Genomic DNA, 12,659 nt, shown 5'->3' with positions numbered 1-12,659 from the left:
ATGAATAAGATTGATGATATTTTGGATGAAATGGATGATGTTATTGATAAGGCAAAACCGTTTCCGTTCGCCGGCAATAAATATATTGCAAATACTGATCGTTTAAGAGAACTTATTGATGATGCGAGACTGCATTTGCCCTCTGAAATAAAAGAGGCAAGAAACGTTGTTTTTGATAAAAACAGGATTTTGAATGAAGCCAAGGAAAAAGCTGAGGCTATAATAAACCAGGCAGAAAAAAGGGCTGCTTCTATTGTTTCTCAGGACGCTATAGTTAAGGAAGCGACTAAAAAGGCCTATGATATTCTAACAAAAGCAAAAACTGCGGCTAATCAAATGAAAAAGGAAGCCAGCGAATATACAGATAGTCTTATGAACAAAACTGAAAGGTTTATGACTGCGGTTTTACAGGATGTCCGTAAAACTAAAAGTGAATTAAGAGATAAAAGATAATGTTTAAAACGCATAAATTAAAGTTTATGCGTTTTGATTTTTTATTATTCAATAAATAATTTCTGTGAAATGTCTTGACAAATATTCCGTAGGATGTTATAATCTTGTCAATATATGAATTTGAGGTGATAATGCAGTATGGACAGCAGTGACGACGATAATAATAACTGCTATTTTTTAATCAATGTAATAATATACGGGCATGGTCTGCACTTTTTGTGTTAGATTATGCCTTTTTGTGTCTTTATGTAAATATCGATTAAATTTTTGGAGGATATAAATGTTTTGGCAGTTATTATTACAGGTTATATTAATTTTTCTTAATGCAGTATTTGCATGCGCTGAAATTGCGGTAATATCAATAAATGACGCAAAGCTTGATAAACTGGCTTCAAGCGGCGACAAACGAGCTAAGCGTCTTAAAAATCTCACTAACCAGCCGTCAAGATTTCTTGCGACAATACAGGTTGCTATTACGCTTTCCGGATTTATCGGTTCAGCGTTTGCAGCGGATAATTTCGCGGAGCCTCTGGCAAGGGCTGCAGTTAATTTAGGAATTCCGCTGTCTGAAAGCGTATTAAAAAGTATTTCAGTAGTTTTGATTACATTGGTTCTTTCCTATTTTACTTTGATATTCGGAGAGCTTGTACCTAAAAGATTAGCGATGAAAAAATCCGAATCGCTCGCTTTAGGAATGTCCGGATTGATATCGTTTATTTCAAAGCTGTTTGCACCTATTGTATGGCTGCTCAATATTTCAACCAACGCAGTGCTTCATTTGCTTGGTATAGATCCTGAAAGCGATGACGACAATGTTACTGAGGAAGAAATATTGATGATGTCCGACGCGGGGGCTGAAAAGGGAACTATAGATGAAGAGGATAACAGAATTATAAAGAATATTTTTGCTTTCGATGATCTTACCGTGGATCAGGTTTGTACGCATCGTACAGAAGTCAAATATTTATCTATTGATGAAAGCGACGAGGAATGGTGCGAGACGATATATAAAAGCAGGCATAGTAAGTTTCCGGTTTGCGGAAGTAAAATTGACAATGTTCTGGGTATTTTAGATGTAAGAGATTATTTTTGCCTTGATGATAAAAGCAAGGAAAGCGTAATGAAAAATGCGGTGAAGGAACCGTATTTTGTACATGAATACATGAAGGCGGATGTATTATTTGATAATATGAAGAAACATGACGCAGATCATTTTGCCGTTGTTATTGACGAATACGGCGGCGTCAACGGTATTGTAACTGTTACTGATCTGGTAGAGAAGCTTGTCGGAGATTTTTCTGAAATTCTTCCGGATGAAATGTCTGAAAAAATAGAAAAGACCGGTGAAAATGAATGGTGCGCTTCAGGAATTGTTCCTCTTACTGAAGCTGCTCAAGCGCTTAAGATTGATCTTCCAACGGATAAATTTGATACTGTAGGAGGATATCTGATGTCCTTTTCAGGATCGTTTCCAAAGGATAATACGATGACATTTGTTGAGACTGATGTTTTAAAGGCGGAAATAATTCAGGTTAGGAATCATAGAATAGAAAAATGCCTTTTGAAAGTAAAAATAGATGAAAAATTAGATAACATAGATTGACAATAAATTCTTATTATGATATAATAATATCATTAAATGAGATTTGAGGTGAAAAAATGCGCAATATTTTCTGCTGATTGATTTAAGGCGCTTCAAAGTGTTAGTGATGAATGATTTCATTCATTTTATTTGCTGTGCCTATCCGCAGAAAATATGCCTTTTTGCCTGAATTATAGGGTGGATTATGCCTTTTCCTTCTTGATTTATACAGGTGCAGGATTTTCTGCGGCTTGTATTAATTAAGGAGGTATTTTTATGTCATTGATAAATGTCAGCAATCTTACTTTTTCATATTCTGACGATTATGATAATGTTTTTGAAAATGTAAGCTTTCAAATTGATACGAATTGGCGATTGGGATTCATAGGAAGAAATGGAAGAGGTAAAACGACCTTTTTCCGTATATTGTCAGGAGAGCTTGAATACAAGGGAAAAATTACGTCGACTGTATCCTTTGAATACTTTCCGTATAATTTATCCGATGTAAATCAATATACGATTGATATAATACGGAATATAAGTTATGCTGAGGATTGGGAGATATATCGTGAGCTGTCATATTTGGAACTGTCGGACGATATCTTATACAGAGAATTTTTTACGCTTTCAAATGGAGAACAGACAAAAGCGTTACTAGCCGCAATGTTTCTAAAACGTAATTCTTTTCTTCTTATAGACGAACCGACTAATCACCTTGACGCCTACGGAAGAGAACTGCTTTCTCAATATCTTAATAGAAAAAAAGGATTTATACTTATATCTCATGACAGAAGCTTTCTGGACGGATGTATAGATCATGTTTTGTCAATAAACCGTAGAAATATTGAAATACAGAAGGGAAATTATTCTTCATGGCAGTATAATAAGGACCTGAAAGATAATTTCGAGCTGTCTCAAAATGAAAAGCTTAAAAAGGATATAAAAAGGCTCAGTGAGGCGGCGGATAAGGTATCAAAATGGTCCGAAAGCTCCGAAAAATCTAAGTTTGGGACAAGAAATTCCGGCCTTAGACCTGATAGGGGATATATTGGGCATAAATCTGCGAAGATGATGTCAAGATCATTGAATATTAAAGAAAGAGTTGAGAAATCCTTAAATGAAAAATCAGAATTATTAAAGAATTATGAAGAAACAGAGGATTTAAAAATATCTGTATCAGATTTCTACGCTAATAGAATTTTGGCTCTTGATAACATTTCTGTTAAGTATAACGGAAAAACAATTTGCAGTGGTATAAGCTTTGATATAAACAGAGGCGAGAAAGTTGTTTTGCAAGGCCGCAACGGCTGCGGAAAATCAAGTATACTCAAGCTTATATGCGGAGATAACATTGATTATGACGGTAATTTATATAAATCAGCTCAGTTGAAAATATCATATATACCTCAGGACGTATCTGATCTTCATGGAACAATTGAGGATTTTGCATTGAAAAGAAATATTGATTTAAGTCAGCTTTTAACAATATTAAAAAAGCTTGGATTTGACCGTAAGCACTTTTTGAAGGACATCGGAAGCTTCAGCGAGGGACAAAAGAAGAAAACAGCTGTTGCCGCAAGCTTCTGCACTCCTGCACATATTTATATATGGGACGAGCCGCTTAACTATATAGATATAATCTCAAGAATTCAAATAGAAAATGCGGTAATGAAATATAGCCCCACGTTGCTTTTGGTTGAGCATGATGAAGCATTTTGCGAAAAAATTGCCGATAAAATAATTATAATTAAATAAATTATAAACCCCGCCATGTATAAAAATACTTCGCGGGGTTATAAATTAAAATATTGTCTCAATTACCTTTGATGAATTCTCCGGCGTATATATCCAGTGTGAAATATGTTTGTCGTTTATAAAATACTGTAATTTATCCGATTTATATTCCGCGTCAAAAACATCAACGGCAATAAGCTTAACCTTCATCTTATCCGGTATAATTGCTTTTATATAAACGCTGGCCTGCTGCCCAACGCTTACATCATGACGAGGCTCGGCAAGTCCGGCAAGATTTGGAGTAAGCTCTATAAAAATACCGTAATCTTCAACCGAACGTACTATTCCGGAAACGGTTTCGCCGGTTTTGAACATTGCGGCATTTTCAATCCAGGTACCCAATAGCTCCTTATGAGACAACCAGATTCTTCCGTTATCAAGAGATTTTATTATTACTTTAATGTCCTGACCAACTTTAAATCTGTCCGAAGGATGTGATATTCTTGAGACTGAGATAGCGTCTATTGGTATAAGTGAAGGTATACCGCAGCCGACGTCTACAAAGCAGCCGAACTGTTCAAGGTGGGTAACCCTGGCAGGTATTATATCTCCGGGAGTTAAATTGTCTATGTATTCTGATTTGCATTGCTCCTGAACAATCCTTCTTGACAAAACAGCAGTTTCATTTCCGTTTTTATCGCAGTTAATAGCAATAATTTTGAAGCAAACTGGTTTGTTAACCTTTGATATAAGAGCTATATCCCGTGTAGTTCCATCGTCTATTCCTATTGCGCCTTCAATTCTGGGAATTATTCCTTTCATACAGGGAAAATCAATAATCATATTATGCTCGCCGTCGCAAACGCTCACCCGTCCTTCCAGTATTTTTCCTCCCGCCATGGCTTCATGTAAACCGGCGGATGAGGCAATCAGACGCTTATTTTCTGCCGTATTTATAAGACAGCCCTCAGGTTGATATGCTTTCATTTATTCCTTGCCTTTCCGATTCTTATGAATCTTTGATTTTTATTTTTTGACCGTAACATTGATACCCTGTCTTTACAGCTATTCCATAAAGACAAGGTTCATTAATTACCAGGTCTTTTCCGTCACTGCATGTACGGCTGATTAATTTATATGCTGAAAATTCAAACGTTATTCTTTGTATTTGTCAGCTGTGAATTTCATAGCCTCCGCAGGAAATCATATATTGTATTACTTTTTCTTTGTTTTTGTGCTCACAGGTAACTTCCATTCTTACGGACTTAGTCAGCAGTGGTTCCTTGACGGCTGCTGAAGTATCTATCGGTCTTGTAATCAGGCTTGTCGCATAATTATTTGAGTCCGCCGAATAGGGAAGCAGCATCATAATTTTTTCATGAGAAGTTATAAATGCTTCTTCACTGTCTGCGCAGCCCTTAAATTTATTTTTATTGGGGTAAATAATTATTTGCTTTTCACCATTTACTCTTTCTCTTATATATCTTGCGGCAGTTTCCGCAAATTCCACTGATTCGAATTCTCCGGTTATTTTAGTATACATTTTATTATTTGAATGTGAGATTTCACATTTCCTCCTTGTCTTTTTTATTATTTTTCTATAAAAAAATAAAAATATTTGTAGAAAATGTTGCCTGAATGAAAAAAATAGGGTATAATATATATTATATCTTTTTTAATCGAATTCGGAGAGAAAGCTTTATGGATGTAAGACCAAGAGATATATTGATTATGAAAAAAAAACATCCCTGCGGAAGCAGCGAAATGTTTGTTATAAGAGCAGGTATGGATTTTAAACTTAGATGCGTTGGCTGCTCGAGGGAATTTATGATCCCACGGAATAAAATTGAAAAGAATATAAAAAGAATCGTTAGAAATGATAATGAATAAAATATATAGGACGGCAAGGGTGAATTTTAAGAAGTGATAGAAAAGATAAAGCTGATGGAGCAGCGATATAATGAATTGAGCAATAAGCTTTCAGAGCCTGATATTGCAAATGATCAGAAGCAGTTTGCAGAGCTTATGAAAGAATTTAAAAATCTTTCTCCGATTATAGAAAAATACAAAGAGTATCAATCTGCTGAAAATAGCTTTACAGAAGCAAAGGAATTATTAGACTCCGGAAATCTGGATAAAGAATTTAAAGATATGGTGCAGATTGAATACAAGGAATCTAAAGAAAAAATGGAGTTTATTTCCGAAGAACTTAAAATACTTCTTCTTCCTAAGGATCCTAATGATGAAAAAAATGTTATAATTGAAATAAGAGGCGGAGCAGGCGGAGAAGAAGCCGCGCTGTTTGCAAATTCTCTTTATAGAATGTATACTATGTATGCGGAATCCAAGGGCTGGAAGCAGGATATATTGAATACTAATCCTACTGAGCTGGGCGGCTTTAAGGAAATAAGCTTTTCAATTGAGGGCGACGGAGCATATTCACGCCTTAAATATGAAAGCGGAGTGCATCGTGTTCAAAGAGTTCCCGAAACGGAATCACAGGGGCGTATTCATACTTCTACCGTAACAGTAGCTGTTTTGGCAGAGGCTGACGAGGTAGAGCTTGAAATAAATCCGTCAGATTTGAAAACAGACGTGTTCAGAGCAAGCGGCGCAGGAGGTCAGCATATTAATAAGACAGAATCTGCCGTCAGAATAACTCATATCCCGACAGGTCTTGTAGTTGAATGTCAGGATGAAAGAAGTCAGTTTAAAAATAAAGATAAGGCCATGAAGATTCTTCGATCTCGTTTATTCGAGGAAATGCAGAAGGAACAGCATGATAAAATAGCTTCTGAAAGAAGATTGCAGGTGGGGACGGGAGATCGTTCTGAAAGAATCAGAACATATAATTTTCCTCAGGGCCGTTTGACTGATCATAGAATCGGACTTACGCTTTACCGCTTGGAGGATATATTAAACGGAAATTTGGAGGAAGTGCTGGACGCTTTGGCGACTGCCGATCAGGCGGCAAAGCTTGCAATGCAGCAGAATCATTAAGAAATGGAAAATACCAGATTATTATCAGATTCAAAAGAGGATCTGATTATTGCGGCGAATTTAATAAAAAGCGGTAAGGTTGTCGGAATTCCTACTGAAACGGTTTACGGTCTTGGCGCCGACGCGATTAATCCTCAGGCTGTTAAAGCTGTCTTTGCAGCTAAAGGACGTCCGGCTGATAACCCTCTTATTGTGCACATATGCAGTATGAGAACTGTAAGGATACTTGCTCATGATGTTCCGAAACTATTTTATAGTCTTGCCGAGCGTTTCTGGCCAGGACCACTTACAATGATTGTAGCCAAGAATAATATGGTTCCTTATGAAACATCGGGAGGACTTGATACCGTCGCTATAAGAATGCCGGCGCATCCGGTCATGAGAAGTCTGATAGCGCTTACAGGACCTATCGCTGCTCCTTCGGCAAATATTTCAGGTTATCCAAGTCCTACAACTGCGGAGCATGTGTTAAAGGATATGAACGGAAAAATTCCAGCTATAATAGACGGAGGAAGCTGTTCTTTTGGGGTTGAATCAACTGTTATTTCTTTTGATGATAATAATACATTAAGAATACTCCGTCCGGGAAGTATAACAAAAAATATGCTCGAAACTGTCGCTCCAAATGTTATAGTAGATAAGGCGATAATAAATGATATCAGCGAAGGTCAAAGGGCTTTATCTCCCGGAATGAAATATAAGCATTATTCCCCAAAAGCTAATATAGTTATAGTTGAAGGAGATATAGAAAATTTCTGCCGTTTTGTATCGGAAAATAATAAAAATGGAAATTATTGTCTTATATCAGATGAAGATGTTAAATACGATATACCTTGTAGGTGTCTGACATATGGAAAAAACAGTCAGCAGCAGGCGCATAATTTATTTGCAAAATTGCGTGAGCTTGATGATCTTGGTGCGGCTACAGTTTTTGTAAGGCCGCCGTCTTCAAAAGAGGACGAAGGCTTAGCGGTTTATAATCGCTTGCTAAGAGCGGCAGGATTTGAGGTGATAAGCCTATGAACTGCTTTGAAAATGTAATGATAGTCGGACTAACCGGTCAGTCGGGTGCCGGTAAAACAACCGTGTGCAGAGTGTTTGAGCAAAATGGGTTTACAATCATAAATGCAGACTTAGTAGCAAGAAAGGTGACTGTTAAAGGATCTCCATGTTTAAAGGAACTTTGCGAATTCTTTGGACAGCATATACTTTTTGAAGACGGCAGTCTAAACAGGCGTTTGCTGGGAGATATTGTATTTGCAGATAAAAAAAAGCTTGAATTGCTAAATTCTGTTACATATCCTTATATAACCTCGGAGATTTTAGAGACTATACGCAGATGTTCTAATAAGGGGCATAAGCTGATACTTCTTGACGCTCCAACTTTATTTGAAAGCCGCACAGATGATTTCTGTGAGCTTATAATATCTGTTGTTTCCCGCGAGGATTTAAGGATTAAAAGAATAATGGAAAGAGATTCAATAAGTCGTGAATCTGCTCAGAATAGGATAGATTCTCAGCTTAAAGAAGAATTTTTCAGGAATAATTCTGACTTTATTATTAAAAATAATGGTAATATGGAAAATTTATTCGATGTTGCCAAAGAAGTTTCGGATAAAATAAGGGACTATTATAATAATAAATATAATTGCTGAATCGGAGGTTATTATGAGTAAGGAAAAATCAGAAGGCAAAGAATTACAGAAGACTCTTCTTTCAAATAAGGAAAATGCTTATTTGAAAATGAAAAGCGACGAGATTAAAAAGTGCGATAAATTCTGCGAAGGCTATAAGGCGTTTCTTGACGCAGCTAAAACTGAAAGGGAAGCTGTGGAATTTGCGGTAAAGCTTATTGAAGATAACGGTTTTGTAGAATTTAAACCGGGGATGAAGCTTAAAGCTGGAGATAAAATTTACAGGAATAATCGAGGCAAGGCTATAATCACAGCGGTAATCGGAAGTGAAGACATAAAAAAGGGAGTAAGACTCTGCGCTGCGCATATAGATTCTCCGAGGCTTGATTTAAAGCAGCGTCCTCTTTATGAAGATACTGAAATGGCTCTTTTTAAGACGCATTATTACGGCGGAATAAAGAAATATCAGTGGACGGTTATTCCGTTGGCTCTTCACGGTGTTATCATAAAGGCGGACGGCAGCAGGGTAAAGGTTACGATCGGAGAAGATGAGGACGATCCGGTATTTTGTGTAAACGATCTTTTACCTCATCTTGCCGCAGACCAGATGAAAAGAAATCTTGCTCAGGGAATAAAGGGCGAGGAGCTTAATATTGTTATAGGATCAAGACCTTTTAAGGAGGACGGCATAAGCGATGCTGTAAAGCTTAATATAATGCAGATTCTTAACGAAAAGTACGGTATTGTTGAAGATGATTTTCTCTCGGCAGAGCTTGAAGCAGTACCCGCTTTCAAGGCAAAGGATATTGGTTTTGACAGAAGCATGATTGGAGCTTACGGTCACGATGACAGAGTTTGCGCTTATACGGCTTTAATGGCTTCTGTAAAATGCAAAAATCCAAAATATACGGCTGTTACTATCCTAACAGATAAAGAGGAAACCGGCAGCGACGGAAATACGGGACTTCAGTCCGCATATCTGAAGTATTTTATTGCGGATCTTGCCTCAGCATTCGGAGCAGAGGGAAGAGACGTACTATCAAATTCTGAATGTATGTCTGCTGATGTAAATGCTGCGTTTGATCCTACTTTTCCTGATGTTATGGATAAAAGAAACTGCGCGTTTATTAATTACGGAGTTGTTGTAACAAAGTTTACCGGTTCGAGAGGAAAATCCGGTACATCAGACGCGTCCGCAGAGTTTGTAGGTAAAATAAGAAAGTTATTGGATGATAACAAGGTTATCTGGCAGACAGGAGAGCTTGGAAAGGTAGATATGGGCGGCGGCGGAACTGTTGCCGCATATATTGCTAATCTGAATGTTGATACTATAGACGTGGGAGTGCCTGTATTGTCTATGCATGCTCCATTTGAAACCGTTGCAAAAATTGATGTATATATGACTTACAGAGCTTTTCAATCATTTATTTCTTAAATAAAAAATGCATGAACAGTTTGTTCATGCTTTTTTTTAACTCTTTTATGCAAAATCATGTTATTATTAAAATAAACCCGGAATTAAGTTTAAATCCGGGTTTATATTTATTATGATTTTCTGAATCTATTTCTTATTTTTTGATATTTCGGCGAAAGCAATTCAAGTATAGCGCAGTATTTATCAACAACAACTATAACATAGCTTTCCTTGTATTTTGGCAGTTTTATGGTTGCCGGCCACATATGCTTTTCAATAATGTCACTTTCAAGAGAGTCAATATAAAAATGTTCCCTTGCATTTTCAACCGCAATTTTTGGATGCCTTGAATTATGCGATTTTTCACCGTTTTCTTTTATATATTCTTTACGATTATAATAAAACATATCGTGCATCAGACCTGCTCTGGCCGCAGCAACGGCGTTTAATCTAAAGAATTTACATATCAAATAATTATAATAAGAAACATTCAGACTATGCTGCAACCTTGTTGTATATATATGATGAGTAAACTTACCAAGCTTCTGAATTTCTTCATTTTCAAATATATCGGAAATATAGCTGTAAAAAGGCAGTTCAAGTAAATTTTTTTTTGAACCGACAGCTTTAACCATTTTATCACCTCTATTTAATTTTATGCTTATATTATATGTCTTTTGATTCTAAATGTCAAGTGTAAAAATATGAAAATTTTTAAAAATACCAGAAGAATATTAAAAAATTATTTATCATAAATTTTATTCCATTGATCAAGACAATCATTTAATTTATTATATGTATTTATATAGTGTATGTTTTTAAATCTTCTAAGGTTTTCATCAGAGAAATCATGCTGATCCGCTATAAATCTTCTGCATATTTCAGTATAGTCAGGATTTTCCTGGACTGCTTCTCGGTTAATACATCGTATTAATCTTTCCTTGTCGTCAAGGTATAAGTAAATTATATGTACTGTTTCTGAACCATATTCTTTTATTATGCCGTGGGCTCCTTCTAAGGTTGTAATAAGTATATAATCGTTATTATCAGTTACATCGAATTTTAATGTAAAATAATCCCATACCCCCTGTATAGTATTATATTGACGCTTTTCAATAATTTTATTGTTTTTTGCATAATCATTCATTTGCGCCTTGCTTACAAAAAAATAATTAACACCGTTTTTTTCATCTGCTCTTTTAGGACGCGTAGTAAATGGTATGACCGGAATCAATTTTGTTTTATATTGATTGATAATTTTATTATAAATTGTATCCTTGCCGGAACCGCTTTTTCCTACAATGCAAAATATTCTGTTCAAATTAGTTCTCCTTAGAATATAATTTAGTACTGTTTTTATTATACTATAAATTGTAGAAAATTGCAATAAAACCTTAGTTTGACATTTGGATTTTGTTATAGTATACTTGAATGAATTGAAATAAAGTGTGGTTTTAATATGAAGAATAAGCTGATTTTAAATTAAGCAGTATTGTTTTTGATTGCATTCATGAAAATATTTTTGTAGTTTTTTTTAACACTAAAACGGCTGATAATTTAATTCGCAGTTTTTTTATTTATGAAAAAATCCGGTGAGTTTATCACCGGATTTTTATCAGATACCGCCTTTTTTATAAAAGTATTCATAAATTGAAATAGCGCAGCCGCTGGTAAATTCGAACTTGTTTTCAGCGCGGCTGATTTTAATTTTCTTTGCAATATCTTCGCCGCAGAAATCTGAAATATAATTTTTAAAATAATCAAATAACCATTCGTTCATAAAAAATCCATGCAGAACTACAAATTTGGCGAATAAAACTGTTGAAATATTATTTATCAAAATAGCTATACATTCAATAATACTATTTAAAACTTCAAGTACCTTGGCTTCTCCCTTAGAGGCAGCGGCAGTAATTGTTTTATAATTGATATTATTAATGTCTCCTTCAGTAGCTTCCCATAATATAGGCGTTTCTTCCTTAGATAATATTGCAGCATATTTTGCAATAACAGCGTCTCTTGTAAGCTCAGCTTTAACCGAGCCGTCTGGATATCCATCGAGCTTTTTGCCGTTAGGCTTGCAAATTGCTCGTTCAATTTGGTTAGTATGATTTAAATATTCGTGCATAACTTCGTTTTCCAAAAGAATAGATGCATTTATATTTTTTCCAAATTTAATAAACAAGTAATTACCTGATCTGTCTTCTATATTTGTTTCCTGATTTGCTAAAGCCAAAGCGCTGATTGAATTCATGCATACAACCGGCATATTTAGTTCCTTGGTAAAGGTTTCCGTAAGATTAGTAAAATCAAGTTTTCCGTCTTTAAAGTAAACTTTCATTTTACTGCATAATTCAGGCTGTACGCTTATTCCCAGTCCGAGAATTTTTGAAAGATCGAGACAACTGTTCTGTAGCATTCTTTTTGTTTCGTTTACAATAAAATCAACTATTTCCTCGTAAGTTGTTTCCTCGGAAATATCCAAGAAATTTTTATCCAATACTTCAGGCTTCAGATTAGAAAGTCCGACACTGACACCGTTTTCGCTGATTGACGCGCCGACGGCGAATTTGAAATTTGAATCAATATCAATAAGTATTTTCCTTCTGCCCTTTTGCAGATTTTCAAGAGAAACCGGCGCTTCTCCGACTTCGTACAAAACACCCTCCTCGATCATTTCGTTAGTTATTATAGTAACGGCGGCTCTTGTTATTTCCAACGCGCTGGCAATATCTACTCTGGAAATTGGACCGCATTCTTTAATTACTTTCAGAATCTGCATTCTGTTTCTTCTTTTTAAATCGAGTTTACTGATACCCTGATATTCCATAATTTTTACCAT

At 35.7% G+C, this 12,659-nt stretch carries 13 protein-coding genes; 8 read left to right on the top strand and 5 right to left on the bottom strand.

Annotated features, from left to right (window positions below; all coding sequences use genetic code 11):
* The 3 genes from ACYQ0N_RS08200 (at position 1) to abc-f (ending at position 3,790) form a co-directional block, all read left to right on the top strand.
* On the top strand, positions 1-453 hold the full coding sequence (locus ACYQ0N_RS08200) for an ATP synthase subunit B family protein (RefSeq protein WP_177533125.1): 453 nt from the start codon (positions 1-3) through the stop codon (positions 451-453).
* Between the two features lie 280 nt (positions 454-733).
* Positions 734-2,056 carry a hemolysin family protein gene (locus tag ACYQ0N_RS08195; RefSeq protein ID WP_177533124.1) on the top strand — a complete coding sequence of 441 codons (1,323 nt, stop codon included), beginning with the start codon at positions 734-736 and terminating at the stop codon, positions 2,054-2,056.
* 255 nt (positions 2,057-2,311) lie between these two features.
* Complete coding sequence (gene abc-f, locus ACYQ0N_RS08190; protein ID WP_177533123.1) at positions 2,312-3,790, top strand: ribosomal protection-like ABC-F family protein; 1,479 nt, start codon at positions 2,312-2,314, stop codon at positions 3,788-3,790.
* A 45-nt stretch (positions 3,791-3,835) separates the two neighbouring features.
* Here abc-f and ACYQ0N_RS08185 read toward each other — a convergent pair whose 3' ends face one another.
* Both ACYQ0N_RS08185 and ACYQ0N_RS08180 read right to left on the bottom strand, forming a co-directional pair.
* The gene (locus ACYQ0N_RS08185) at positions 3,836-4,756 is read right to left on the bottom strand and encodes a S1 RNA-binding domain-containing protein (protein ID WP_177533122.1); all 921 of its coding nucleotides are present in this window, start codon (positions 4,754-4,756) and stop codon (positions 3,836-3,838) included.
* A gap of 184 nt (positions 4,757-4,940) precedes the next feature.
* Positions 4,941-5,279, bottom strand: a complete 339-nt coding sequence (locus tag ACYQ0N_RS08180; RefSeq protein WP_460162402.1) for a hypothetical protein — start codon at positions 5,277-5,279, stop codon at positions 4,941-4,943.
* 191 nt (positions 5,280-5,470) lie between these two features.
* Between ACYQ0N_RS08180 and ACYQ0N_RS08175 the strand changes: the two genes are divergently transcribed.
* From ACYQ0N_RS08175 to ACYQ0N_RS08155, 5 genes are read left to right on the top strand one after another with little or no spacing between them, the layout of a single operon-like run.
* The gene (locus tag ACYQ0N_RS08175; protein WP_177533120.1) at positions 5,471-5,659 is read left to right on the top strand and encodes a DUF951 domain-containing protein; all 189 of its coding nucleotides are present in this window, start codon (positions 5,471-5,473) and stop codon (positions 5,657-5,659) included.
* A gap of 33 nt (positions 5,660-5,692) precedes the next feature.
* Positions 5,693-6,769, top strand: coding sequence for a peptide chain release factor 1 (prfA, locus tag ACYQ0N_RS08170; protein ID WP_460162401.1), 1,077 nt, complete (start codon positions 5,693-5,695; stop codon positions 6,767-6,769).
* A gap of 3 nt (positions 6,770-6,772) precedes the next feature.
* Complete coding sequence (locus ACYQ0N_RS08165; protein WP_460162400.1) at positions 6,773-7,792, top strand: L-threonylcarbamoyladenylate synthase; 1,020 nt, start codon at positions 6,773-6,775, stop codon at positions 7,790-7,792.
* Positions 7,789-8,424, top strand: a complete 636-nt coding sequence (gene coaE / locus ACYQ0N_RS08160; protein WP_460162399.1) for a dephospho-CoA kinase — start codon at positions 7,789-7,791, stop codon at positions 8,422-8,424. The genes ACYQ0N_RS08165 and coaE overlap by 4 nt, the downstream gene beginning before the upstream one ends.
* Before the next feature lie 13 nt (positions 8,425-8,437).
* A complete protein-coding gene (locus tag ACYQ0N_RS08155) occupies positions 8,438-9,838 on the top strand; it encodes an aminopeptidase (RefSeq protein WP_177533116.1) in 1,401 nt (466 codons plus the stop codon).
* A 110-nt stretch (positions 9,839-9,948) separates the two neighbouring features.
* Here ACYQ0N_RS08155 and ACYQ0N_RS08150 read toward each other — a convergent pair whose 3' ends face one another.
* The 3 genes from ACYQ0N_RS08150 to ACYQ0N_RS08140 form a co-directional block, all read right to left on the bottom strand.
* The gene (locus ACYQ0N_RS08150; protein WP_177533115.1) at positions 9,949-10,452 is read right to left on the bottom strand and encodes an HD domain-containing protein; all 504 of its coding nucleotides are present in this window, start codon (positions 10,450-10,452) and stop codon (positions 9,949-9,951) included.
* A 107-nt stretch (positions 10,453-10,559) separates the two neighbouring features.
* Positions 10,560-11,138 (bottom strand): guanylate kinase, encoded by a 579-nt coding sequence (locus tag ACYQ0N_RS08145; RefSeq protein WP_460162398.1) that lies wholly within the window; start codon positions 11,136-11,138, stop codon positions 10,560-10,562.
* 294 nt (positions 11,139-11,432) lie between these two features.
* Positions 11,433-12,647: an ROK family protein gene (locus ACYQ0N_RS08140; protein WP_460162397.1), complete on the bottom strand. Its 1,215-nt coding sequence runs from the start codon at positions 12,645-12,647 to the stop codon at positions 11,433-11,435.
* Positions 12,648-12,659: the final 12 nt, after the last annotated feature.

The sequence above is a fragment of the Ruminococcus sporogenes genome (genome assembly GCF_054655175.1).
Note: the sequence above shows the minus strand (reverse complement) of the source record. Positions and strands in the feature narration are given on the sequence as shown.

Bases quoted from the DNA above. Each gene is read 5' to 3' on its own strand.
- ACYQ0N_RS08140 (WP_460162397.1), bottom strand. From the start codon at position 12,647: ATGGAATATCAGGGTATCAGTAAACTCGATTTAAAAAGAAGAAACAGA.
- ACYQ0N_RS08175 (WP_177533120.1), top strand. From the start codon at position 5,471: ATGGATGTAAGACCAAGAGATATATTGATTATGAAAAAAAAACATCCC.
- ACYQ0N_RS08200 (WP_177533125.1), top strand. From the start codon at position 1: ATGAATAAGATTGATGATATTTTGGATGAAATGGATGATGTTATTGAT.
- ACYQ0N_RS08155 (WP_177533116.1), top strand. From the start codon at position 8,438: ATGAGTAAGGAAAAATCAGAAGGCAAAGAATTACAGAAGACTCTTCTT.
- coaE (WP_460162399.1), top strand. From the start codon at position 7,789: ATGAACTGCTTTGAAAATGTAATGATAGTCGGACTAACCGGTCAGTCG.
- abc-f (WP_177533123.1), top strand. From the start codon at position 2,312: ATGTCATTGATAAATGTCAGCAATCTTACTTTTTCATATTCTGACGAT.
- ACYQ0N_RS08150 (WP_177533115.1), bottom strand. From the start codon at position 10,452: ATGGTTAAAGCTGTCGGTTCAAAAAAAAATTTACTTGAACTGCCTTTT.
- ACYQ0N_RS08185 (WP_177533122.1), bottom strand. From the start codon at position 4,756: ATGAAAGCATATCAACCTGAGGGCTGTCTTATAAATACGGCAGAAAAT.
- ACYQ0N_RS08165 (WP_460162400.1), top strand. From the start codon at position 6,773: ATGGAAAATACCAGATTATTATCAGATTCAAAAGAGGATCTGATTATT.
- ACYQ0N_RS08195 (WP_177533124.1), top strand. From the start codon at position 734: ATGTTTTGGCAGTTATTATTACAGGTTATATTAATTTTTCTTAATGCA.